This window comes from Salinicola endophyticus (assembly GCF_003206575.1).
In the GTDB taxonomy this organism is placed as follows: domain Bacteria; phylum Pseudomonadota; class Gammaproteobacteria; order Pseudomonadales; family Halomonadaceae; genus Salinicola; species Salinicola endophyticus.
Map to the genome: position 1 here is coordinate 132809 of NZ_PZJO01000002.1, position 21151 is coordinate 153959.

24 protein-coding genes and 1 tRNA gene are annotated in these 21151 nt (G+C 64.7%); 14 read left to right on the top strand and 11 right to left on the bottom strand.

The window, feature by feature from the left end; translation table 11 throughout:
* Nucleotides 1-118: 118 nt before the first annotated feature.
* Nucleotides 119-1771: a nitrite/sulfite reductase gene (locus tag DOM66_RS03210; RefSeq protein WP_110677768.1), complete on the top strand. Its 1653-nt coding sequence runs from the start codon at nucleotides 119-121 to the stop codon at nucleotides 1769-1771.
* Nucleotides 1764-2306, top strand: a complete 543-nt coding sequence (locus tag DOM66_RS03215) for a DUF934 domain-containing protein (protein ID WP_110689233.1) — start codon at nucleotides 1764-1766, stop codon at nucleotides 2304-2306. Before DOM66_RS03210 ends, DOM66_RS03215 begins: the two co-directional genes overlap by 8 nt.
* 97 nt (nucleotides 2307-2403) lie before the next feature.
* On the opposite strand, the gene smrA is transcribed toward DOM66_RS03215, so the two are convergent.
* Nucleotides 2404-3003, bottom strand: coding sequence for a DNA endonuclease SmrA (smrA, locus tag DOM66_RS03220; RefSeq protein ID WP_110677764.1), 600 nt, complete (start codon nucleotides 3001-3003; stop codon nucleotides 2404-2406).
* Nucleotides 3004-3248: 245 nt separating this feature from the next.
* Between smrA and DOM66_RS03225 the strand changes: the two genes are divergently transcribed.
* The 6 genes from DOM66_RS03225 to pdxH all read left to right on the top strand — a co-directional run bounded on the left by DOM66_RS03225 (nucleotide 3249) and on the right by pdxH (nucleotide 7246).
* Nucleotides 3249-3674: a gamma-glutamylcyclotransferase family protein gene (locus DOM66_RS03225; protein WP_157958973.1), complete on the top strand. Its 426-nt coding sequence runs from the start codon at nucleotides 3249-3251 to the stop codon at nucleotides 3672-3674.
* Between the two features lie 134 nt (nucleotides 3675-3808).
* Entirely contained in the window at nucleotides 3809-4153 is a 345-nt protein-coding gene (gene arsC / locus DOM66_RS03230) for an arsenate reductase (glutaredoxin) (RefSeq protein WP_110677760.1), read from the top strand.
* Between the two features lie 76 nt (nucleotides 4154-4229).
* Nucleotides 4230-4874 carry an NAD(P)H:quinone oxidoreductase gene (gene wrbA, locus DOM66_RS03235; RefSeq protein WP_110689235.1) on the top strand — a complete coding sequence of 215 codons (645 nt, stop codon included), beginning with the start codon at nucleotides 4230-4232 and terminating at the stop codon, nucleotides 4872-4874.
* On the top strand, nucleotides 4871-5269 hold the full coding sequence (locus DOM66_RS03240; protein WP_110689236.1) for a DUF2069 domain-containing protein: 399 nt from the start codon (nucleotides 4871-4873) through the stop codon (nucleotides 5267-5269). Before wrbA ends, DOM66_RS03240 begins: the two co-directional genes overlap by 4 nt.
* Entirely contained in the window at nucleotides 5266-6516 is a 1251-nt protein-coding gene (locus DOM66_RS03245) for a hypothetical protein (RefSeq protein ID WP_245392350.1), read from the top strand. Before DOM66_RS03240 ends, DOM66_RS03245 begins: the two co-directional genes overlap by 4 nt.
* A 79-nt stretch (nucleotides 6517-6595) precedes the next feature.
* Nucleotides 6596-7246, top strand: a complete 651-nt coding sequence (pdxH, locus tag DOM66_RS03250; RefSeq protein ID WP_110689238.1) for a pyridoxamine 5'-phosphate oxidase — start codon at nucleotides 6596-6598, stop codon at nucleotides 7244-7246.
* A gap of 160 nt (nucleotides 7247-7406) precedes the next feature.
* Here the strand turns inward: pdxH and DOM66_RS03255 are convergent, their stop codons facing one another.
* From DOM66_RS03255 to DOM66_RS03270, 4 genes are all read right to left on the bottom strand, one after another.
* Nucleotides 7407-8297 carry a glycine betaine ABC transporter substrate-binding protein gene (locus DOM66_RS03255; RefSeq protein WP_110677750.1) on the bottom strand — a complete coding sequence of 297 codons (891 nt, stop codon included), beginning with the start codon at nucleotides 8295-8297 and terminating at the stop codon, nucleotides 7407-7409.
* 192 nt (nucleotides 8298-8489) lie between these two features.
* On the bottom strand, nucleotides 8490-9332 hold the full coding sequence (locus DOM66_RS03260) for an ABC transporter permease (RefSeq protein ID WP_110677748.1): 843 nt from the start codon (nucleotides 9330-9332) through the stop codon (nucleotides 8490-8492).
* A complete protein-coding gene (locus tag DOM66_RS03265) occupies nucleotides 9333-10535 on the bottom strand; it encodes a quaternary amine ABC transporter ATP-binding protein (protein WP_110677746.1) in 1203 nt (400 codons plus the stop codon).
* Between the two features lie 305 nt (nucleotides 10536-10840).
* Nucleotides 10841-13600, bottom strand: coding sequence for a bifunctional acetate--CoA ligase family protein/GNAT family N-acetyltransferase (locus tag DOM66_RS03270; RefSeq protein ID WP_110689239.1), 2760 nt, complete (start codon nucleotides 13598-13600; stop codon nucleotides 10841-10843).
* A 155-nt stretch (nucleotides 13601-13755) separates the two neighbouring features.
* Between DOM66_RS03270 and DOM66_RS03275 the strand changes: the two genes are divergently transcribed.
* From DOM66_RS03275 to DOM66_RS03295, 5 genes are all read left to right on the top strand, one after another.
* Entirely contained in the window at nucleotides 13756-14691 is a 936-nt protein-coding gene (locus DOM66_RS03275; RefSeq protein ID WP_110689240.1) for a histone deacetylase family protein, read from the top strand.
* Nucleotides 14692-14802: 111 nt separating this feature from the next.
* Nucleotides 14803-15435: a helix-turn-helix domain-containing protein gene (locus DOM66_RS03280; RefSeq protein WP_110677741.1), complete on the top strand. Its 633-nt coding sequence runs from the start codon at nucleotides 14803-14805 to the stop codon at nucleotides 15433-15435.
* 87 nt (nucleotides 15436-15522) lie between these two features.
* Entirely contained in the window at nucleotides 15523-15849 is a 327-nt protein-coding gene (locus DOM66_RS03285) for a DUF1244 domain-containing protein (RefSeq protein WP_110689241.1), read from the top strand.
* A complete protein-coding gene (gene moaB, locus DOM66_RS03290) occupies nucleotides 15846-16373 on the top strand; it encodes a molybdenum cofactor biosynthesis protein B (RefSeq protein WP_110689242.1) in 528 nt (175 codons plus the stop codon). The genes DOM66_RS03285 and moaB overlap by 4 nt, the downstream gene beginning before the upstream one ends.
* Nucleotides 16366-17565: a molybdopterin molybdotransferase MoeA gene (locus DOM66_RS03295; protein WP_110689243.1), complete on the top strand. Its 1200-nt coding sequence runs from the start codon at nucleotides 16366-16368 to the stop codon at nucleotides 17563-17565. Before moaB ends, DOM66_RS03295 begins: the two co-directional genes overlap by 8 nt.
* Nucleotides 17566-17677: 112 nt before the next feature.
* Here the strand turns inward: DOM66_RS03295 and DOM66_RS03300 are convergent, their stop codons facing one another.
* The 6 genes from DOM66_RS03300 to DOM66_RS03325 all read right to left on the bottom strand — a co-directional run bounded on the left by DOM66_RS03300 (nucleotide 17678) and on the right by DOM66_RS03325 (nucleotide 20573).
* On the bottom strand, nucleotides 17678-18226 hold the full coding sequence (locus tag DOM66_RS03300) for an acyl carrier protein phosphodiesterase (protein WP_110689244.1): 549 nt from the start codon (nucleotides 18224-18226) through the stop codon (nucleotides 17678-17680).
* A 34-nt stretch (nucleotides 18227-18260) separates the two neighbouring features.
* Nucleotides 18261-18608, bottom strand: a complete 348-nt coding sequence (locus tag DOM66_RS03305) for a TusE/DsrC/DsvC family sulfur relay protein (protein WP_110689245.1) — start codon at nucleotides 18606-18608, stop codon at nucleotides 18261-18263.
* A complete protein-coding gene (gene tusB / locus DOM66_RS03310) occupies nucleotides 18608-18898 on the bottom strand; it encodes a sulfurtransferase complex subunit TusB (RefSeq protein ID WP_110689246.1) in 291 nt (96 codons plus the stop codon). Before tusB ends, DOM66_RS03305 begins: the two co-directional genes overlap by 1 nt.
* 14 nt (nucleotides 18899-18912) lie before the next feature.
* Nucleotides 18913-19314, bottom strand: a complete 402-nt coding sequence (gene tusC, locus DOM66_RS03315) for a sulfurtransferase complex subunit TusC (RefSeq protein WP_110677726.1) — start codon at nucleotides 19312-19314, stop codon at nucleotides 18913-18915.
* A gap of 49 nt (nucleotides 19315-19363) precedes the next feature.
* Nucleotides 19364-19756 (bottom strand): sulfurtransferase complex subunit TusD, encoded by a 393-nt coding sequence (gene tusD / locus DOM66_RS03320; RefSeq protein WP_110678013.1) that lies wholly within the window; start codon nucleotides 19754-19756, stop codon nucleotides 19364-19366.
* 145 nt (nucleotides 19757-19901) lie between these two features.
* Nucleotides 19902-20573, bottom strand: a complete 672-nt coding sequence (locus DOM66_RS03325) for a Bax inhibitor-1/YccA family protein (RefSeq protein ID WP_110689247.1) — start codon at nucleotides 20571-20573, stop codon at nucleotides 19902-19904.
* A gap of 163 nt (nucleotides 20574-20736) precedes the next feature.
* Between DOM66_RS03325 and DOM66_RS03330 the strand changes: the two genes are divergently transcribed.
* Nucleotides 20737-20826 (top strand) — tRNA-Ser (locus tag DOM66_RS03330).
* The last annotated feature ends 325 nt before the right edge of the window (nucleotides 20827-21151 follow it).

A 21151-nucleotide genomic window follows, 5' to 3' on the forward strand; every position in this document is an offset into this window, starting at 1 on the left:
CGACCCGGCGGCTAATAACGCTTAAGCAACAAATTATGATCATTTATTCTTTTGTAGAATAAAACAGAGGCGCTAAGGTGCCCGTGTTGGCAATCCATGACTAGCAGGATTCGGCCCGATGTATCGCTACGATGCCTATGACCAGACGCTCGTCGACGAGCGCGTAGACCAGTTTCGCGACCAGATGGATCGCTACCTCGCCGGTAAGCTGGGCGAAGAAGAGTTCCGTCCCGTTCGACTCCAGAATGGTCTCTATATTCAGCGCCATGCGCCGATGCTGCGCATCGCCATCCCCTACGGTATGCTCAGCAGCGCGCAACTGCGCGCCCTGGCGGCGATCACCCGCCGCTACGACCGCGGCTATGGCCACTTCACCACGCGCCAGAATCTGCAGCTCAACTGGCCGGCGCTGGAAGACGTGCCCGAGATCCTGGCCGATCTGGCCAAGGTGCAGATGCACGCCATCCAGACCAGTGGCAACTGTATCCGCAACACCACCAGCGACCAGTTCGCGGGGATCGCCAAGGACGAAGTGGTCGACCCAAGGCCCTGGTGCGAACTGATCCGGCAGTGGTCCACCCTCCACCCGGAGTTCGCCTACCTGCCGCGCAAGTTCAAGATCGCGGTGACCGGTGCCACCGACGATCGCGCGGCGATTCACGTCCATGACATCGGCCTGCGCCTGTGGCTCGACGATGCCGGCGAGCTGCGCGTGCGTGTGCTCGCCGGGGGCGGCATGGGTCGTACACCGATGATCGGGGAAGTCGTGCGTGAGGATCTGCCCTGGCAGCACCTGCTCACTTACCTCGAAGCGATCGTGCGCGTCTACAACCAGTTCGGCCGCCGCGACAACAAGTTCAAGGCCCGCATCAAGATCCTGGTCAAGGCCCTGGGCGTCGAGGAGTTCACCCGCCGCGTCGAGGCCGAGTGGGCGCATCTCAAGGATGGCCCGCAGACCTTGAACGAAGGTGCGGTGGACGAAGCCAAGACGCACTTCCCCGAGCCGGCGCGTCGCCCGGTCGCCGAATCCGCGATCGTCGCCTACGAGGCACTTCGCCAGGAAAATCGCGCCTTTGCCCGTTTCGTGACCAACAACGTGATGGATCACAAGGTACCTGGCTACAAGGCGGTCACGCTGTCGCTGAAACGTCGCGAGGCGGCCCCGGGCGATATTACCGCCGATCAGATGGACGCGGTGGCGGATCTCGCGGAGAGCTTCGGCTTCGGCGAGCTACGCGTTACCCACGAACAGAACCTGGTGCTCTCCGACGTGCCGGTGGATGAGATCGAGACCCTGTGGCAGCAGCTCGATGCCCTGGGCATGGCCAACCCCACCGTGGGCACCTTGAACGACATCATCTGCTGCCCGGGCGGTGACTTCTGCTCGTTGGCCAACGCGGTCTCGATCCCTATCGCCCAGGCGATTCAGGAGCGCTTCGAGGACCTCGATTTCCTGTATGACCTGGGTCCGATCGATCTCAACATTTCCGGCTGCATGAACGCCTGCGGGCATCACCATGTCGGCAATATCGGCATCCTCGGCGTCGACAAGAAAGGCGAGGAGTACTATCAGATCTCGCTGGGCGGCAACGCCGACGACGACGTATCGTTGGGCAAGATCCTAGGCCCCTCCTTCTATCGCGAGGATGTCCCGGACGTCATCGACAAGGTTCTGAAGGTCTACGTCGAAAAGCGCCTCGACGACGAGCGCTTCCTCGATACCTATCGTCGTGTCGGTCACCAGGCTTTCAAGGAGCGGGTCTATGCCTGAATCGGATACCTCACTCGAATCGCGCGAGGTGGTCACTACCCGTGTGCCGCTGATCAAGCTGGGGCAGCAGGTCGAGGATACCTGGGTGCTGTCCCGCGATGCGGAGAGCCTGCCCGAGAGCCGTCCGGCGATCGTGCCGCTGGCGCTGTGGCAAGAGCACACCGACGACAGCGAGCTGGCGCCCTGGCTGCCCAGCGATACCGAGCTGACGTCGGCGCTGGTTGCCACCCTCGAGCGGGCAGCGCTGGTCGCGATCGACTTCCCCGCTTTCACCGACGGCCGCGGCTATACTCTTGCCCGGCTGCTGCGCGAACGCTTCGGCTACGCTGGCGAGATTCGCGCCATCGGGGATGTGCTCATCGATCAGATCTACTACATGAGCCGCTGTGGCTTCGATGCCCTGGCCCTGCGCGAGGACCAGGATGTCGAAGCGGCGCTGCGCGCGCTCAAGGCGTTCAGCGTCAGCTATCAGCCGGCGGTGGATCTCCACGAGCCGCTGTTCGCCCGCCGTCTGCGTGAGCATCGAGCTGGGTGAACCCGGCTCAGCGACGAAAAAACCCCGGTTCACACCGGGGTTTTTTATGGCTGTACGTTACTCCTCTGTCCGGGCTTGGCGCGGACTCACGCGCTCTCTAGCCGCGCCGCTTCTGCTGCCTTTCACGGTTGTTGGCGCGGGCCCGCTCCGACTTGCGCAGCATCACGAAGGTCGCGCCGAGCCCGCCCTGATGGGGTGGCGCCGAGGCAAACGCCTGCACCTCCTCGAACTGCTGCAGCCAGTGATGGAGATAGGAGCGCACGACATTGGCACGGCCGTCGTCCTCGCTGGAGCGCCCGTGCACGATCAGTACGCTGCGCAGGTCGTGGCCGTAGGCATCCTTGAGAAAACCGAACAGGGCGCGGCGACACTCGAGTACCGGCATGCGCAGCAGATGCAGACGCGCCTCGGCGGCGTAACCGCCATGACGCAAGCGCTCGAGGACGCCGATCTGAATACCGTCGCGGCGGTACTCGATCGGATCGTGGGCACCGACCAGATCGACGAACTCGTCGGACAGGAAATCGCGCTCGTCGGCGAGCCCCTGCTGTGCGCTCTCGCGGCGAGCCAGCTGTGCCTCCGAAGGTGTTCCGCGACGCCGCTCTACCCTGGCCTTGTCGCCACCCTTGGTCAGCGGGCGAACGTCATTGCCCAAAGCTTGTCGGAAGGCCTGATGCTCGTTGGTGGCATGACTCATGATGGCGCTCCTCCTGTGATCGGCTCGGGCACCGCGCACCGCGGGCGATGTGGTGACGCGACGTGATGACACATGGCTGATAGACGAATCAGCCTCTTCGAATGCTAGCACGAGGATCAGCGACTGCCTCAATCATCGCTTGCGGACTCCCGCCATCGCGCAAGCACCGCTATGCTCCAGGGCATGCCGTCACGATCACCGTGCCGACTGGCCCTAACTTCAAGCTCAGGAACATCGATACGCCCATGCTACGTACGCTGAAATGGATCTTCATTGCGCTGTTCGTGCTGCTCGTCACTGCCGCCGGCTGGTTCTGGTACACCTACAAGAGTCCTTACGGCTACCACCCCGCCGAGCCTGCGATGGTGGATACGCGCATTCCGCGACAGGATGTCTTCGTCTACGGCACCCTGCGGTATAGCGGGATTCGCTGGCTGGTGACCGGTCGCGCCGGCGATAGCCGCCCTGCCACCCTGGCTGGCTATCGTAAACAGGATCTCGATGTGATCCCGGACGACGGTGGTCAAGTAGAGGGTGAGATCATCAGCGTCACACCAGATGAGCTGCGCGCACTCGATCGCTATGAGCGCGTCGGTGTGCGCTACCAACGCGAAAGCGTCAAGCTCGAGGATGGCAGCATCGTCTGGATCTATAGACTCATCGATCCTTGAGACGATGATCAGAGATGTTAGATAACGGTATAAATTTGGTAGTGACAGGATCACCCTAGACGTCTCTCGTTTGAGCCTCGCCCGGGGCGAAAGTACAATGCAGACTCTCTCCCTCGACCGAACCTGCAGGCGCCATGCCCACGCTCACGCTCTATCACAACCCGCGCTGTTCCAAATCGCGCGAAGCACTGTCGCTGCTCGAATCACGCCGTATCAATGTCACCCTGCACCGCTATCTGGATGATCCCCTCGATCGCGAACAGCTCGCTTCGCTGGCGCGTCGACTGGGCGACGACGCGCCGCAGATGCTGCGCCGTGATGAGTCCGAGTGGCGCCAGATGGGCATCGACGACCCCACGCTGGCACAAATTCTCGATGCCATCGCCGCCCATCCCCGGCTGCTGCAGCGCCCTATCGTCGATGATGGTGAGTACGCGGTCATCGGGCGCCCTCCGCAAGCCGTACTGCAGTTGATCTGAACGCCACTCGATGCCCGGCCCCTGGCGTCATGCCAAGACGCTACCCCACTACGCTACCCGCTTCTGAGGAGATCCGATGGGCTCTGATACCGCGACCCGGGGCAACGACATGCCCTACGTGCTGGTTCTCTACTATTCGCGCCACGGCGCTACCCGGACCCTGGCCGATGAGATCGCCAAGGGCGTCGACAGCGTGGCCGGTATCGAGGCGCGTCTGCGCACTGTCCCGGCGGTCTCCCCGGTCAGCGAAGCGACCGCACCGGAGATCCCCGATGAGGGGGCGATCTACGTCGAGGAGGAGGATCTACGCCAGTGTGCCGGGCTGGCACTCGGTAGCCCTACCCGCTTCGGCAATATGGCGGCACCGCTCAAATACTTTCTGGATACCACCAGCGGTTTGTGGATGAACGGTGTCTTGGTGGATCGCCCGGCCACCGCCTTCACCTCTACCGCGAGCCTGCACGGTGGCCAGGAGAGTACGCTGCTGACCATGCTGATTCCGCTGCTGCACCACGGCATGGTCTATGCTGGCGTGCCCTACAGCGAGACTCGCCTGATTCATACCCGTAGTGGCGGCACGCCCTATGGCACCAGCCATGTCGCCGGCGCCGATGGCTCCCGCGAGGTCGACGACGACGAGCGCCACCTGGCGCGGGCCCAGGGCCGGCGGATCGCCGAGCTGTCACTGGGTCTGGCACGGATGCGGGAGGCGCGTGGATGAGTGAACGACCCGATGCCGAGCCCCACGGCGAAGGCCCGTCCGCGGCCTCGATCAAGGCAAGCCGCAGCGTGTGGGCGGCCTATCTGGTGCTGCTGGCGCTACTGATCGTCGGCGGCCTCTGGCGCTACTCACAGGCCCACGCCGAAGCCGCCGCCCTGGTGGTTCGGGCGCTGCCGCTGGTGCTGTTCCTGCCGACGCTGCTGCTGCGCAGACGGCGCGGCCATCTGTGGTTGACCGCGGTGGGGCTGCTCTATCTGGCCCAGGGCGGGCTGATCATGGCCAATGGCGGCAGTTCGCCGCTGGTGATCGCCGAGATGCTGGCCGCGGCGGCCCTGGCTGTCTCCGCCTTCCGCTACTTCCGCCGGCAGGGCCCGCGCCAACGCCGTCCTTCATGAGACCCTCCGGTGCGCTGATCCTGGCCATGCTGGTGCTCAGCGTGATCGCCAGCCTGTTCGACTGGCCGCTGTGGCCGGCGGCAATCCTGGCCTGGCTGGCGACCCTGCGTCTGCTGCGTGGCCTGCCACGCGCCTCGCGTCGCCAGGCAAGCCTGCTGCTGGCCGCCGGGGCACTGCTGTGGACAGTCGCCTTGTTACGTGGCACCCCGTACCCGCTATGGCAGGCCTTCACCACCAATCAGACGCTGCTGATGATGTTCGCCGGGGTCAGCTTCCTGACCCTGGCGACTCCGACCGTGCGTAGTGGTGAGGCGAGCAGCGGCAGCCGCCTGGGGACGCTACTGGGGGCGCACCTGTTCGGCGCCGCGATCAATCTGTCGGTGGTGTTCCTGTTCGGCGAACGCATGCAGCGCGATGGCCGTCTCAACCGCACCCAGGCATCGATTCTCGGCCGCAGCTTCGCCGCCGCCGCGACCTGGTCACCCTTCTTTGTCGCCATGGGCGTTGCACTCACCTATGCGCCCGGGCTCGACTATCTGGCGCTGTTGCCCTGGGGCCTGCTGGCCGGTGCGGCGCTGTTGCTGGTCAACCTGGCCGACGTGGCACGCCTGGATGAGCCATTCCAAGGCTACCCGATCGAGCGCAGCGCCCTGCTGCTGCCGTGCCTGCTGGCGGTTGCGGTGATCGCTCTCCACCTGCTCTGGCCGACGCTCTCGATCCCGCTGATCATAGCCCTGGTGGCACCGCCCTTCGCCCTGCTGCTGATGCCGCGCAACGACCGCCGTACGCGTCTGCGACGCCATTTCACTCAGGGGCTGCAAGGGTTGGCACCGCAGTTCGCGCTGTTTCTCGCCGCTGGGGTCATCTCCACCGGGCTGGCAGCACTGCTGGCGAGCCTGCCCGACGGGCTCGACCTGCCGCTGTCGCACTTCGGCCACTGGCAGGCCTGGTTTGCCCTGGGGCTGATCGTGGCCATCGCCTTCACCGGCGTGCATCCGCTGATCGGCATCGCCACTCTGGCCCCCCTGGTAGCACCGCTGCATCCCGACCCGACGCTGCTCGGCATGCTGTTTCTGATGAGCTGGGCGCTGGGTACCGGCAGCAGCCCTCTATCCGGCAGCAACCTGGCGATCTGTGTACGTTACGGCATCAAGGTGCGGCACATGCTGCGCTGGAATCTGGCCTACGCTGTAGGTGGCTGGTTTGCCTGCGGCGCAGTCCTGGCGCTGCACGCCGCCGCGGCATGATGCCGCCCGCATGAGTAACGGCTTGACGTCGGCCGCCGGGCTGCAATGATGACATTCAAAGACACGCCAACGGAGAACCATCATGAGCGATCTGTCCGGCCTGCGCCGCGACTACGAGGGCGAGTCCCTGGCACCCGAGCACACCCCCGACGACCCAATGGCCCTGTTCGACCACTGGCTGGAACAGGCGATCGCCAGCGAAGGGCTCGATGCCAATGCCATGACCCTGGCCACGATCGACGGCGCCGGCTACCCGCATGCGCGCGTCGTGCTGCTCAAGGGGGTCGATCCGGACGGCCTGCTGTTCTACACCAACTATCAGAGCCAGAAAGGCAACGAGCTGGCCCACGTCGCCCACGCCGCGCTGGTGTTCTGGTGGCCGGAACTGCAGCGCCAGGTACGCGTCGAGGGGCGGGTCGAGAAGGTCGCCACCGAACGCTCGGACGACTACTTCGCCAGCCGCCCGCGCAAGAGCCAGTTGGCAGCCTGGGTCTCCCAGCAGAGCGTCGAGATCCCCGGACGCGACTGGCTCAAGGAGCGTCTGGCCCGTTTCGAGCAGGTGTATGCGGACAAGGAGGTCGAGCGCCCGCCGCACTGGGGTGGCTATCGCGTGGTGCCGCACACGATGGAGTTCTGGCAGGGGCAGCGCAGCCGTCTCCACGACCGTGTGCGCTACTCACGCCACGATGAGCACGACGTCACCTGGCACCGTACCCGTCTGGCCCCTTGAGGCGATGCCGGCCGGGTTCGATGACCCGGCCAGGCAAAGACGGAAACAGAAAAGAATAGAGAGAGATAGCCCTGGGGACAGACACAGAAACGCCCGGTCGTCACGACCGGGCGTTCTCGTTCCGGGGGGTGGTGGCCGACGCGGCGGCCTGGCCGATAACTTACTCGGCAGTGCCCTCGGTCCACTTCTTGACCACGTCAGGATGCTCGCTGACCCACTTCTTGGCATTCTCGTACGGGTCGCTGCCCGGCTTCTGGTTCATCAGCATCACTTCGCCCATCTGCTCCGGCGTCCAGTAGAAGTTGTCGAGGATCGCGTAGGCTTGCGGCATACGCTCCTTGAGCCCCTTGTGAACGACCGTATCGATGTGCTCGGCATCACCGTAGGCCTTCTTGGGATCCTCGAGGTACTTCAGATCCCAGCGCGCGAACATCCAGTGCGGGGTCCAGCCGGTGACCACGATGTCCTGGTGATTCTGGATCGCGTTGGCCAGGGCCGAGGTCATCGCCGCGCCGCTGCTCGACTGCAGCGAGAGGTCATCGATCCCGTACTCTTTCATCGCTTTCTCGGTCATCGACATCAGGCCGGCGCCCGGATCGATCCCTACGATCTTGTCATCGAAAAGATCCGCATTGGCGTTGAGATCAGCGATCGACGGGACCTTCTCATAGGTGTACTCGGGGACCACCAGCCCAAGCTTGGTGCCGTCGAGATTGGGGCCGAGATCCACGACCTCGTCCTTCACCTTCGACAGATAGTCAGCATGCGTGGTCGGCAACCAGGCGGCGACAATCGCGTCGGCATCGCCGGTACCCAGCGCCTGCCACATCACCGCGGCGGAGAGCGAGTCCATGTTGACCTTGTAGCCCTCCTGCTCGAGCACCGCGCGCACCACGTTGGTGGAGGCGACTTCCGAAGCCCACTCCACGTAGGCGAGGTTGATCGTGCCCTTGCTCTCCTCGGCCTGGGCGGTACCGGCACCCAGGCTGATCCCTGCGGCCATGGCCAGCATGGTGTAACGAACCGACTGCGACAGTAGATTGCGTGTCATCGACTTCCCCTTCTTGTGCTTGATTTGGCTTGACGTACTGACTTGACGTACTAACGCTCGGTACCGATCGCGGGTCGCGACCTCCAGGCCGTGACCCGAGGCTACCGCGGGCGGCAGCATTCGCGTCGACCTGGGCCGACGCGCCGAACTCGGGTAGTGGAGCGCCGCCAGCGATGGGCCGGCGGCACCCCGTCATTTGGCCCGCTTGCGACCGCGGAAGGATTGCGTCAAACGGTCCAGCAGCATGGCCATGATGACCACCGCGAGCCCCGCCTCGAAGCCATCACCCGGGCGCAGGCGCTGGATCGCTCGCCACACTTCGCTGCCCAGACCGTTGGCACCGATCATGGCGGCGATCACCACCATCGACAGCGACAGCATGATGGTCTGGTTGATCCCACCCATCAGCGTCGGCAGCGACAGCGGCAGTTGCACCTTGACCAGCTTCTGGGTCCGCGTCGAGCCGAAGGCATCGGCAGCCTCAACCAGCTCCGTGGGCACCTGGCGGATCCCCAGCGTGGTGAAGCGGATCGCCGGCGGCATCGCGAAGATCACCGTGGCGAAGATGCCGGAGACCGAACCGATGCCGAAGAACGGAATCGCCGGAATCAGATAGACGAAGGCGGGCATCGTCTGCATGAAATCCAGTATCGGCATGATCACACGATAGAAGCGATCAGAGACCGCGGCCAGAATCCCCAGCGGCAGCGCGATCACCACCGCCACCAGGGTGGCGATCACCACCAGGGTCAACGTCTGGATCATCGGGTTCCACAGGCCCAGGTTCCAGATCAGCGCCAGACCCAGCGCCCCACCGATGGCGAGCCGGTGCCCGCTTAGCCGCCAGCACAGCAGCACGATCAGCCCCAGCAAAGCCCACTCCGGCAGCCACATCAGACCGTCGTTGAGCAGATTGATACCCGCCTGGGTGGTCCGCGAGATGGCCCGCGTCACGCCGGAGAACTCGGTGGTCAGAAAGTTCAGCCCGCTCTCGATCCAACTGCCGAGCGGAATTCTTGGAATCTCGAAGTCCATTTATGCCTCTCCCGCCGTCGCCAGTTGTTCGAGTACTGCGCCCTTGACCACTACACCGAGCAGTCGCTTCTCCTCGTCGACCACGGCGATCGGACAGTGCCGATTGGTGAACATCGAATAGAGTCGGGAGAGCGACTCGTCCGGTCCGACACAGGGATAGTCGTCATCGATCAGGTCACGAATGGACTCTGCGCCGGCCTTGGCCGCTTCATCGGCCTGCTCGGCATCGATGATGCCGAGGAGCTTGCGTTCACGATCGATCACATAGATCGAGTCGAGACTGCTCTCGACCATCTTGCGCAGAACGGTCCGCGGGCCATCCTCGGCGCGGGCAGTCGCCCTCACCGGGCGCATCGCCCGACGTGCCGTTACCACCCGCGATCTATCGACCCCCTGGGTGAAGCGCGCCACGTAGTCGTCGGCCGGTGAGGTGAGGATCTCTTCGGGGGTGCCGATCTGCACCACTTCACCATCGCGCAGCAGGATGATGCGATCGCCGATATTGAGCGCCTCGTCGAGATCGTGGGTGATGAAGATGGTGGTCTTCTGCATGCGGTGCTGCAGCTCGATCAGCTCCTGCTGCATGTCACGCCGAATCAGCGGGTCCAGTGCCGAAAAGGCTTCGTCCATCAGCAGCACGCTGGAGTCGTTGGCCAGCGCCCGTGCCAGGCCGACGCGCTGCTGCATACCGCCCGATAGCTGGTTGGGATAGGAGTCCTCCCACCCTTCGAGACCGACCTGCTTGAGCGCATCGGCCGCCTTCTTGGCCCGCTCTTCCTTGGGTATGCCGCGAATCTCGAGCCCATACTCGGCGTTCATGCGAACCGTACGGTGGGGAAAGAGGGCAAAGTTCTGGAACACCATCGAAAAGTGCCGACGACGGCACTGCAGCAGTGCCTTCTCGCTCAGTTGGGGAATGTTCTCCCCGTCGATGATGATGTCGCCCTCGGTGGGCTCGATGAGACGGTTGAGACAGCGGATGAGGGTGGACTTACCGGATCCCGAAAGCCCCATGATGACCAGGAGCTCGCCCTCGCGGACGTCGAAATCGATGTTGGAAAGGCCGAGTGTCTGCCCCGTTTGCTCCAGAATCTGGGATCGGTTGAGTCCCTGGTCACGTAGCTGGAGCGCTTTCTTGGTGTCGCTACCAAACACCTTGCTCAAGTTACGAACTTGAATCTTGGTTTGCTGTGCATTTGTCATTTTGTGGCCTGGTGTGGCTGAGCAAAAAGGTCCCGCGCGAGTGTCACCAAAAGTCCGTCGAAGACACACTGTATGGCTTTGGATACGCAGTGTTTCTGATGGCTTACACGCGCTCGGCCCGGTCGCATCATACGAAATTATAGAAAACCCTTCAAACGACGATGATTTGTAATTGAAAACTCATTCAAGGCGTCATCTCTACTGGCGCACAATCCAGTGGCGCTCGGTCCCTCCCCTCGTCTGCGGTATCCTCCTCGGTAGCAACAGCGCCGGCATGGACCCAATGGATCGGGAATCAACCGACGTCAATCCAGCGCCGCCTCCAGACGGTGGCGCTGCCATTCGCTCTGCGGCGTATTGAGCTTCAGCGTCGCCTCGATCACCCCCTCCTCCAGGTTGGTGACGAGCGTGAACCCCAGCTGCTTGAGCAGACGCCGCATGGGCAGATTGTCGGTCAGCACGGTGCCGACCATGACCAGGGTGCCCACCTGCCGGCTGTAGCGAATCATCTTCTCCATCAGTAGCCGCCCGAGCCCGATTCCGTGGAGGTCATCACGCACGATGATCGAGAATTCGGTCCGGATATTGTCGGGATCGTTCCAGACTCTGACCACGCCGAGCATCTCCTCCCGGTGTGTCTCCTGCTCGGGTTCGGCCGCTTCGTCCGGCACGCGCCGGATCGCAATGAACGCCATCTGGCGGTCGTAATTGATCTGGCTGAGCTGGGCCAGCTCGCGCATCGACAGCACCGCCTTGTGGTGGAAATAGCGGTAGCGAATGCTCTGCTCCGAGAGCCGGGTATGGAACTGGGTGATCAAGGGCGCGTCTTCGCCACGGATCGGTCGCACCTCGACCTCATCCCCCGCCAGCGTCACCGTCTCGCGCAACTCTTCGGGGTAAGGCATGATCGCCTGCACCGCACGCTCGCCCAGATCGAGGGCGAAATCGACCGCGGTGAGCCCATCGCGGTTGAGCAGCAAGGGGTTGAGCTCGAGGCCCTTCAACCGCGGCAGATCCGCCGCCATCTGCGACAGCTTGACCAGCAGCTGCGCGACCTGAGTGATCTCCGCCGCGGCATCCTCGCTGTGGGCGCGAATCAGCCGACCCGCGCGGGTACGATCGATCAGCTCCTCGGCCAGGCGCATGTTGAGCGGCGGCAGCGCGATCTGACGATCCGCCATCACGTCGATCTTGTAGCCGCCGCTGCCGAAGACGATGACCGGGCCCAGCTCGGCGTCGCGAGTGATACCGGCACTCAACTGCCATGAGCCCTTGCCGCGCTGCATGGTCTGCAGACAGTAGCTGTAGATGGGGCTCTGCGGCAGGGTCTCGGCAATCCGTTCGCCCAGCCGCACCACTGCGTCGACCACACTGCCGGGCTGCTCCAGATCCTGGGCCAGTGAGCCGGTCTGACGCGAGGCTTCCCGCCAGTAGCGAAATGGCTCGCAGTTGTCGCGATGCACCACCTTGACCGCCCACGGCCCCGGCAGCGCCTGGGTGGCACGCTCGGCCTCCTCGAAGTCCGCCACATAGCGACTGGGCGCACTCTCGATACCGTAGGCGGCGAGTACCTGGGCGGTCTCCTCGTGGGTCAGGCGATCACGCCCACGCCGCAGTGACTCTTCGATCAGCGCATGGCAACGCTTGCGGATCTCGGGGCCGGAGTCGAACGGCAGCGAGGGCGGTGTCTCGTGCAGCAGCGCCTGTACCCGGCGGTAGCGCACCAGGTGCAGGAAGGCACGCACCGCCTTCTCCGGCGACAGGTAGCTGGGAATCCCGGCGCGATTGAAGGCAGCCCGCGCCACCAGCGCCTCCTTGAGCCCCATCCAACTCACCAGCAGTCGGTGGCGATAGCGCTCCCGTGCGGCGATCAGTGCCTCGGCGGTAGCTTGCGCGGGGGCCAGCCGGGTCGGCGCATGAAGCACCAACACCGCATCCACCTGAGCGTCGCGGGTAACGATGTCGAGCGCAGCCAGATAGTCCGCAGGGGTCGCCGAGCCACCGAGGTCTATCGGGTTGCGCCCCGGTCGGCTGACGTCGAGCCCCGCCTCGAGCAGCGCCGTCACCGTGGTCTCGCCGAACTCCGCCAGCTGGCCACCGCCATCGATCAGCTTGTCGATCGCCAATAGCGCCGGCCCCACGCCGTTGGAGACGATCGCCAGCCGATCACCCCGCGGCGGCTTGAGTCGGGAGAGGGTCTCCAGCGCATCGAACAGCTCATCGGAGTCCTCCACTCGGACCACCCCGGCTCGCGCCAGCGCGGCCTCGATCACCGCATCACGGCGTTCGATCCCGGGTGTTTCCGGGAGACTGTCGAGGGTGGCCTGGGGGGTACGCCCGCTCTTGATCGCCAGCACCAGGCGGTTGCGCGAGGCGTCGCGCAGGGCGGTCATGAAGTGGCGCGCATTGCGAATGCTCTCCAGGTGCAGGAGCAGCGCCCGGCACTTGCTGGAGAGGTTGAGATAGTCGATGACATCGGGCAGGCGCACGTCGAGGCTGTCGCCGAGGGTGACCAGGTGCGAGAACCCCACCTCGCGCCCCGCCGCCCAGTCGATCATGGCATTGCCGAGCATGCCCGACTGCCCCAGGTAGGCGACGCTGCCATCGGCGATCGGCTGCGCGGCATAGGTGGCGTTGAGCCGCCGGGAGGGCACCGCCACCCCCAGACACTCCGGCCCCAGAACACGCATGCCCGAACGCCGGATCGCCTTTTGCAGGCGCCCACGCAAAGGCGCCTCGCTTTCGAGCGAGGCGCCTCCGGATAGAATGAGTGCGGCACGTACGCCGATCGCACTCAGGTCATCGATCACCTTGGGTAGGCTGCGTAGCGGCGAGCAGATCACGGCCAGATCGGGTGGGCGTGGCAGATCGGCAATGCGGCGCAGGCACTCGACACCATGCACGTCGGCATAACCGCGCGGGTTGACCGCCCAGAGCGGCTTGTCGAACTGCCCTTCCAGCAGATTGCGCAATACCACTCCTCCCAGCGACTCAGGCTTGGGGGACGCTCCGATCACGACCAGTGACTGGGGCGCGAAAAAACGACGCAGGAATTGCGTGGCCACGGTGGACCTCACGGCTCGGGTTATGGTTATTTCAACCCTACACGCTCAGCGCCTCTGCGTTGAGCCCCGGTCGGGATTTAGCCATACCGCCTCGAACCCATGGGCGCGGTGGCCCCGCCCCAGTACGCCAGCGCCCCGGAGGGTCGAAACCGCCGATGATCACGTCGTACCTCACGCATCCTGACCTCGTTCGGCACGACATGGGCGACTCGCACCCGGAAGCTCCCGTGCGTCTCGAGGCGATCCGCAAGCGCCTGATGCTGAGCGGCCTGCTGCAGCAGACGATGCAATCGGAGGCGCCGCCAGCGAGTCAGTTGGCACTGGCCCGCGTACATACACCAGACTACCTGGAAACGCTCGCGCGCCAGCGTCCCCAAAACGGCTTGCAGACACTGGATAACGACACGCGCATGGGGCCCTGGACACTCGAGGCCGCAGCCCTCGCCGCCGGTGCCGCGATCAAGGGAGTCGACCTGGTCTGCGGCAACCGCGCCGACAACGTCTTCTGTGCCGTGCGCCCACCCGGGCATCACGCCGAACGCGCACTGGCGATGGGATTCTGCTTCTACAACAACGTCGCCGTCGCCGCGGCGCATGCGCGGGCCGTGCACGGTCTGGAGCGCATCGCCATCCTCGATTTCGACGTCCACCAGGGCAATGGCACCCTGGATATCTTCCACGACGACCCGAGCGTGCTGGTCTGCAGCAGCTACCAGGAGGCGTTCTACCCCTGGCGCTATCTCGAGGGCGACTGGCCCAACGTGGTCAATACGCCGCTGCCGGCAGGCACCGCCAGCCGCGACTTCCGCCTGGCGATCGAGCGTGACTGGCTGCCGGCGCTGGAGCACCATCACCCACAACTGGTGCTGCTCTCCAGCGGCTTCGACGCCCATCGCGACGATCCGCTGGGTGAACTGGCGCTGGAGCACGGCGACTTCTACTGGATCACCCACCTGGCGATGGATGTCGCCCGCCGCCATGCCGGGGGGCGGTTGGTCTCGGTACTCGAGGGCGGCTATCACCCCAAGGCACTGCCGCTGAGTGTCGAAGCGCACCTCACCGCCCTGCTCGGCCAGCCCTATCCTGGCTAGCCCGACAGCCACTCCCGCGACGCTTTCGTCACGCGCAACGTCGTCATGTGGCAGAGCCGGCCCGCGGCGCTGTGATATTCTGGGTCCACACCGACCCAGACAGAGATTTTCATGGCCGCCAGCAACGATCAGGATGCCGCGCTGCGCATCGCCTCGGGCCGCAAGCCCTTCGTCGAGCCCCTGCGCCTGGGTGAACGGCTGAAGCAGATTCGCCTCTCCAATCAGTGGACCCTGGGCGACGTCAGTGCGCGCACGGGGCTGGCCCGCTCGACCCTGTCCAAGATCGAGAACGACCAGATCTCGCCCACCTTCAGCGCGGTACAGAAGCTGATCACCGGGCTGGGCATCGATCTCCCGCAACTGCTGACCCCGGCCAAGTCACGCTCCCACGCCCGAGGGCGGCGCGATCTCACCCCCAGTGGCGACGGCAAGCAGCACCCCACGCCCACCTACGAACATGAGCTACTCTCTTGGCAGCTGGCGCAGAAACGCATGGTGCCGTTCAAGACCATCGTGCGGGCACGCCGCTTCGACGAATTCCAGGAGTGGGTGCGCCACGCCGGCGAAGAGTTCCTGATGGTGCTGGAGGGGGAGATCCTGATCTACACCGAATTCTACGAACCACTCGCCATGGCCACCGGTGATTCACTCTACTTCGATAGCGACATGGGGCATGCGCTGGTCTCCACCAGCGACACCGATGCCGTGGTGCTGTCGGTCTGCACGCCCGGTGAAGGTGACTAGTCAGGCGACACCGATTGTCTGGCCCCTTCTTCACCCGCCCATGCCGACCATGGACCCCATCTTCCCGATCCGAGGAGCCCACTACCGATGCAACATCTCGACGACGCCACGCGTACCGAACTCGAGGCGGCCGCTTTCCGCCGCCTGCTGCGCCACCTGGATGCCAACAAGGACGTGCAGAACATCGATCTGATGATCCTTGCCGACTTCTGCCGCAACTGCCTCTCCAAGTGGCTGGTGACCGCCGCCGAAGAGCGCGGCGAGACACTCGACTATGAAACCGCGCGCGAATACGTCTACGGCATGCCCTACTCAGCGTGGAAGGCCAACCACCAGGCGCCGGCCAGCGATGCGCAGCTGGCCGCCCTGGAGGCCCGCCAGCAGCGCAAGGCCAATGGTGGAGCGGACGCATGAGCGAGGCGCTGATCCCGCTATCGATCGCGGTACTGACCGTCTCCGACAGCCGTGACGAGCAGAGCGACCGCTCCGGCCAGACTCTGGTCGAGCGGCTCGAAGGGGCCGGCCACCGCCTGGCCGACAAGCGTATCGTGACAGATGATGTCTATCGTATCCGGGCGGTCGTCGCCAACTGGATCGCCGACCCCGACGTGCAGGTGATCCTGACCACCGGGGGCACCGGCTTCACCGGACGCGATTCGACCCCGGAGGCGATAGCGCCACTGCTCGACAAGCATATCGAAGGTTTCGGCGAGCTGTTCCGCCAGGTCTCGTTCGAGGAGATCGGCAGCTCCACGGTGCAGAGCCGCTGTCTCGGCGGTCTGGCCAATCACACCGTGATCTTCGCCCTGCCCGGCTCCACCGGCGCCTGCCGCACCGGTTGGGATCGGATTCTCGGCGAGCAGCTCGACAGCCGCCACCGCCCGTGCAACTTCGCCAATCTGGTGATTCCGGAACGAGGCACCCACACGCATGGCTGAAACCACTCTCCCGCTCGAGAGCGTGGAGCGCGCGCGGGAAGCCCTGCTCGACGGCGTGGCACCGCTCGAGCCCGAGCGCATCGCCTGCGCCGAGGCGGCTGGCCGTGTGCTGGCGCAGGACGTTTCCGCGGCGCTCGATGTGCCCCCCGCCGATAACAGCGCCATGGATGGCTATGCCCTGGCCAGCTCCGACTCCGGCGGCGTACTGACGATCTCGCAGCGCATCGCTGCCGGCCAGGCGCCGCAGCCGCTGGTACCCGGCACCTGCGCGCGGCTGTTCACCGGCAGCGAGATACCGCCCGGCGCCGACTGCGTGGCAATCCAGGAGAACGTCACGCTGGAGGATGGGCTGGCACGCATACCACCGACCCAGCCGGGCCAGAACGTGCGCCGCCGCGGGCTCGACGTCAGCGTGGGCAGCCGCCTGCTCGCGGCAGGCACCCGCCTGGGCGGCGCCGCCCTGGGTCTGCTCGCCGGCCAGGGGCTGGAGACGGTCGCGGTGGTGAGGCGCCCGCGGGTGGCACTGCTGCTGACCGGCGACGAGATCGTCGAACCGGGGCAGCCGCTGGCGCCGGGGCAGATCTACAACAGCAACGGGGCGATGCTGGCCAGCCTGGTCGCCCGCTTCGGCGGCGAACTGGTGGCCCAAGTGCGGGTCGCAGACAGCTTCGACACCACCCGCGCCCGGCTCGCCGAGGCGGCCGCACTGGCCGACGTGATCGTCACCACCGGCGGCGTCAGCGTCGGCGAAGAGGATCACGTCAAGCCAGCCCTGGAGCAGCTCGGCCAGTTGACCCTATGGCGCCTGGCCATGCGCCCCGGCAAGCCGCTGGCACTGGGGACCATCGGCACCACGCGGGTGGTCGGCCTGCCGGGCAACCCGGTCTCCAGCTACGTCGGCGCCTGGCTCTATCTACGCCCGCTGTTGGGGGCATTGATGGGATGCACGGATCAACTGGAACTGCCCCGGGTGCCAGCCGAGGCGGACTTCAGCACCCGCACCGAAGGGCGCCGCCACTATCTGCGCGCCACCCTGGCATTCGAGGGCGAGCGCATCGTGGCCCGGGCCTACCCGGAGCAGAGCTCCGCCGTGCTCACCTCCTGCGCGGCCACCAACGCCTTCGCGGTAATTCCGCCCCACAGCGACATCTCTCCTGGTGATCGCGTCGAGTGCCTCTGGCTGGAAGCCTGACGCGAGCGCGGACACCACTTGAGAGAAAAACCGGCGAGCCGCTCGGCGCGCCGGTACCCGCATTCGTCTGAACATCTGGGACAACGCCCGACTTACACACGGCGACGAGCGCTCAGCCAGAAAAGCGCGCCTGCATCTCCGGCCACAGCCGCACGAATGCCGCCTCGAGTCGCGGGTACTCATCGTCCAGCCAGGGGGTCAACTCGGCCAGCCGGTTAGGACCACGGAGCCGGCTACCGATGCCGGCGATGGCCCGGCAGGTGAAACCGAAATCGGCATAGCGCGCCAGCCAGTCGCCTTCGATCATCGCCGGCACCAGACGCCCCAGCCGATCCGGTGCCGGGGCGCCGCCCAGTACGCGGTAACAGCGCGCCACCAGTTGACGATCGTGATGGCGGGCAGCCAGGAAGTGATCCCACACCAGATCCAGTGCGATACCCACGAAACGCCGCTGTGCGGCCGGGGCGCTGGCACGCAGGGCGAGTACCTCGGGATGGCGATCGATGGCGGCATCCACCTGTCGATGGTGACGAATACCCTCGGCCACCGCTGCCGGCCAGTCTCCCAGCTGCTGGCCCTTGACCCCATCGGCAATCAGATTGCCCCGCAGGAAGTCGTCGCTGCCGTGGCGAGCAAGCTCGGCGTGGGCGAGAAAGTTCATCGGCTAGCGCTCATATACGCTCGCTCATGCGGCGTCACAGGCAGTTGGTTGGCTTGGGTAGGCCGGCCAGACGCGCCCCCACCTTCGCCGGGCTCTCCGGAAACAGCCGCATCAGATAGATCGAGCTGCCCTTCTCCTCCCCCAGCGCCTGACGCACCACCTTGACCAGCGGACGCATTGCCGGCGCCGCTTCGTAGCGTTGGTAGAAGTCGCGCAGCAGCGTCAACACCTCCCAGTGCGCCGCGCTCAGTTCACGCCCCTCCTCGCTCGCCAGTGCTTCCGCCACCGCCGGCGTCCAGTCGGCGAGGGAGACCAGGTATCCTTCGGGGTCGAGACCGATCTCGAGACCTTCGACCGTTATCGTGCGTGCCATCGTCGTCATCAGAACCAGCTCAAACTACGGGGAAAGGTTGCCGTCAACGCGACGAATCCAGCCATGTCGACCACCGTGACGCCGTCACTCAGTCGGTCCAGCAGACCGCGGGATGCGGCGTCTTCAGAGAGCACCGAGACACGCCCACCGAAAGCCGCCAGGCTGGCTGCCGCCGCGGGCAGCGCGGCGTAGCAGGCGTCCTCGATCAGCAGCAGATGATCCTCGGCACCGAAGGCCTCGCTCAGATCCCAGTAGATGCCATCGAACTGGGGCGAGCGGTTGAGCAGATGCAGCATCATCGAAATCTCCTCGCTCAGAAGAGCAGCGTGCGTGGCTGCGCATGGACAAGATGGTCGATCTCATCGGCCTCCAGGGCCAAGGCCGGTAGCGCAAGATCCGCCAGCGTGAGGCCGCGGGCGCGCAGGGCGCTCGCGCTGACCCAGAGCCGCTCGATGTCGTACATCTCCAGCATCGCCAACTGCGCATGGGTCCCCTTCTGCCCTAGCGGCCCAGCCCCCTGGCCCTCGACCAGGGCAAAGACACCATCTCCCTGGAACAGCAGACCGACCGCTTGACCGAAGGCCGCGGCCACCAGGGCGACATCGACGCCCTCGCGCAGCCAACTGCTGCCGTGCGGCGGATGGCGCAGTATGACCAGCAGGTCGAGCGATATCGGCTGGGTGTCGGCGGCTGGCGCCGTTTCATCGTCTGTCATGGCACTCACTCTGACACTCAATCTCTGACACTCACTCGTGAATCGGCTCTCAGGGGGCAAAGGTGATCACGCGATCATTGCCCAGCATGGCATCGACCAGTTGCCCCAGCCCGGTCAACACGAACGGCGGCTCGACGTTGTGCGCCTCGCGACCGTGACGCGCACTCTCCTCGGCGCTCATCAGACCGCGACGCAGACCCGCCGCCACGCAGACCAGCAGCTCAGTGCCATGTTCCTGCGCCAGTGATCGCCAGCCCTCGGCCAGGTGGACCTCGTCCTGCGGCGGCGCCATCAGCATCGAAGCGTTGTGCACGCCGTCACGATAGAAGAACACGCTCGACACCCGATGGCCCTGCGCCACCGCCGCCTGGGCGAAACGCAGCGCCGAGAGCGCGCCCTGCTCGCTGTAGGGCGCGGCGTGAACCAGCAGCGCATAGCTCAACACGTCATATGGCCTATCGATCATGGGAAGGCTCGCATCTTACCAAAGCCGGCCACCCCGCCAAACCGTGGCACCCAAACGCAGAAAACCCCACCTAGGTGGGGTTTCCGTTCAGCGGTTGGGCGGTCAGCGCCCTGCGTGTGGATCAATCGTCGGACATCACGCCCAGAATGGACAGCAGGCTGATGAACAGATTGTAGATCGACACATAGAGCGTGATGGTGGCGAGAATGTAGTTGGTCTCGCCCGCCCGGTGAATGATCTCACTGGTCTGGAACAGGATCGCCGCCGACGAGAACAGCACGAAACCTGCGGATACCGCCAACGCCAGCCCCGGGATGTTGAAGATCATCGCCGCGACCATTGCCAGCACCAGCACGATGGCACCAGCCACCATGAAGTTGCCCAGGAAGCTGAAATCCTTGCGTGTGATCAGCGCCACCGCCGACAGCCCCAGGAAGGTGGCCGCGGTCATGCCCAGCGCGGTCATCACCAACTGCGCACCGTTGGGGATGGAAAGGTAGAGATCGATGATCGGCCCCAGCGTGAAGCCCATGAACCCGGTGAACGCGAAGGTCGCCAGAATGCCGGCGGCCGAGTTGGCAGTCTTGTGCACCAGGAACATCAGGCCATAGGCACCGATGAAGAAAATGAAGATGTTGATCTGAGTGACGCCCAGCGCCATCGCGACGCCCGCGGTCACGGCAGAGAACATCAGGGTCATGGCCAGCAGCATGTAGGTGTTGCGTAACACCTTGTTGGTGCTGGCCACGCTCGATCGACGCTCAGTGACGTCGTGCGATGTGCGGTAGTCCATACGTATCCCCTCGGTTATGTCGATTACACCCATGGACCAGAATGCCCTTGCAAAGTTCCCCTGACAAGCGTAAATGGCACCGTCGGAAGTGAAATAACCCTTTGAAAGCTAAAGAACCTGTTGACGACCGAGGGAGAGCTGGTACTATCTCCCGCCGTAAGCCGGAGGGATGGCAGAGCGGTTGAATGCACCGGTCTTGAAAACCGGCAAGGGTTAATGCCCTTCCAGGGTTCGAATCCCTGTCCCTCCGCCACTTTTTTCTTAAGGGTCAGCTACTTAGCTGACCCTTAGTTTTTTTCTAACCTGATCAAAAAGTGACCAAAAGTGCAACGCCTACCGCTGCACCGCCCTCCTTGGCCCCGTGCATATTCGACTAAAGTATAATTCCGGCCAGCCTCGCTACTACCGCCCCACCGCTATATTCCGTCGTGTGAGCACACAAAAAGACGGGAACCCATGAAGCTTTCCACCCTGGCTGCAGGCGCATCGACTCCAGCTCGCGCCGTTGCTCGTTGTCGATCCGCACCAGCTCAGCACGCTTCTCGGGGTCTTTCGTCGATACCCAACATGCTGGGGAT

Bases quoted from the DNA above. Each gene is read 5' to 3' on its own strand.
- DOM66_RS03210 (WP_110677768.1), top strand. From the start codon at position 119: ATGTATCGCTACGATGCCTATGACCAGACGCTCGTCGACGAGCGCGTA.
- DOM66_RS03215 (WP_110689233.1), top strand. From the start codon at position 1,764: ATGCCTGAATCGGATACCTCACTCGAATCGCGCGAGGTGGTCACTACC.
- smrA (WP_110677764.1), bottom strand. From the start codon at position 3,003: ATGAGTCATGCCACCAACGAGCATCAGGCCTTCCGACAAGCTTTGGGC.
- DOM66_RS03225 (WP_157958973.1), top strand. From the start codon at position 3,249: ATGCTACGTACGCTGAAATGGATCTTCATTGCGCTGTTCGTGCTGCTC.
- arsC (WP_110677760.1), top strand. From the start codon at position 3,809: ATGCCCACGCTCACGCTCTATCACAACCCGCGCTGTTCCAAATCGCGC.
- wrbA (WP_110689235.1), top strand. From the start codon at position 4,230: ATGGGCTCTGATACCGCGACCCGGGGCAACGACATGCCCTACGTGCTG.
- DOM66_RS03240 (WP_110689236.1), top strand. From the start codon at position 4,871: ATGAGTGAACGACCCGATGCCGAGCCCCACGGCGAAGGCCCGTCCGCG.
- DOM66_RS03245 (WP_245392350.1), top strand. From the start codon at position 5,266: ATGAGACCCTCCGGTGCGCTGATCCTGGCCATGCTGGTGCTCAGCGTG.
- DOM66_RS03255 (WP_110677750.1), bottom strand. From the start codon at position 8,297: ATGACACGCAATCTACTGTCGCAGTCGGTTCGTTACACCATGCTGGCC.
- DOM66_RS03260 (WP_110677748.1), bottom strand. From the start codon at position 9,332: ATGGACTTCGAGATTCCAAGAATTCCGCTCGGCAGTTGGATCGAGAGC.
- DOM66_RS03265 (WP_110677746.1), bottom strand. From the start codon at position 10,535: ATGACAAATGCACAGCAAACCAAGATTCAAGTTCGTAACTTGAGCAAG.
- DOM66_RS03275 (WP_110689240.1), top strand. From the start codon at position 13,756: ATGATCACGTCGTACCTCACGCATCCTGACCTCGTTCGGCACGACATG.
- DOM66_RS03280 (WP_110677741.1), top strand. From the start codon at position 14,803: ATGGCCGCCAGCAACGATCAGGATGCCGCGCTGCGCATCGCCTCGGGC.
- DOM66_RS03285 (WP_110689241.1), top strand. From the start codon at position 15,523: ATGCAACATCTCGACGACGCCACGCGTACCGAACTCGAGGCGGCCGCT.
- moaB (WP_110689242.1), top strand. From the start codon at position 15,846: ATGAGCGAGGCGCTGATCCCGCTATCGATCGCGGTACTGACCGTCTCC.
- DOM66_RS03295 (WP_110689243.1), top strand. From the start codon at position 16,366: ATGGCTGAAACCACTCTCCCGCTCGAGAGCGTGGAGCGCGCGCGGGAA.
- DOM66_RS03300 (WP_110689244.1), bottom strand. From the start codon at position 18,226: ATGAACTTTCTCGCCCACGCCGAGCTTGCTCGCCACGGCAGCGACGAC.
- DOM66_RS03305 (WP_110689245.1), bottom strand. From the start codon at position 18,608: ATGACGACGATGGCACGCACGATAACGGTCGAAGGTCTCGAGATCGGT.
- tusB (WP_110689246.1), bottom strand. From the start codon at position 18,898: ATGATGCTGCATCTGCTCAACCGCTCGCCCCAGTTCGATGGCATCTAC.
- tusC (WP_110677726.1), bottom strand. From the start codon at position 19,314: ATGACAGACGATGAAACGGCGCCAGCCGCCGACACCCAGCCGATATCG.
- DOM66_RS03325 (WP_110689247.1), bottom strand. From the start codon at position 20,573: ATGGACTACCGCACATCGCACGACGTCACTGAGCGTCGATCGAGCGTG.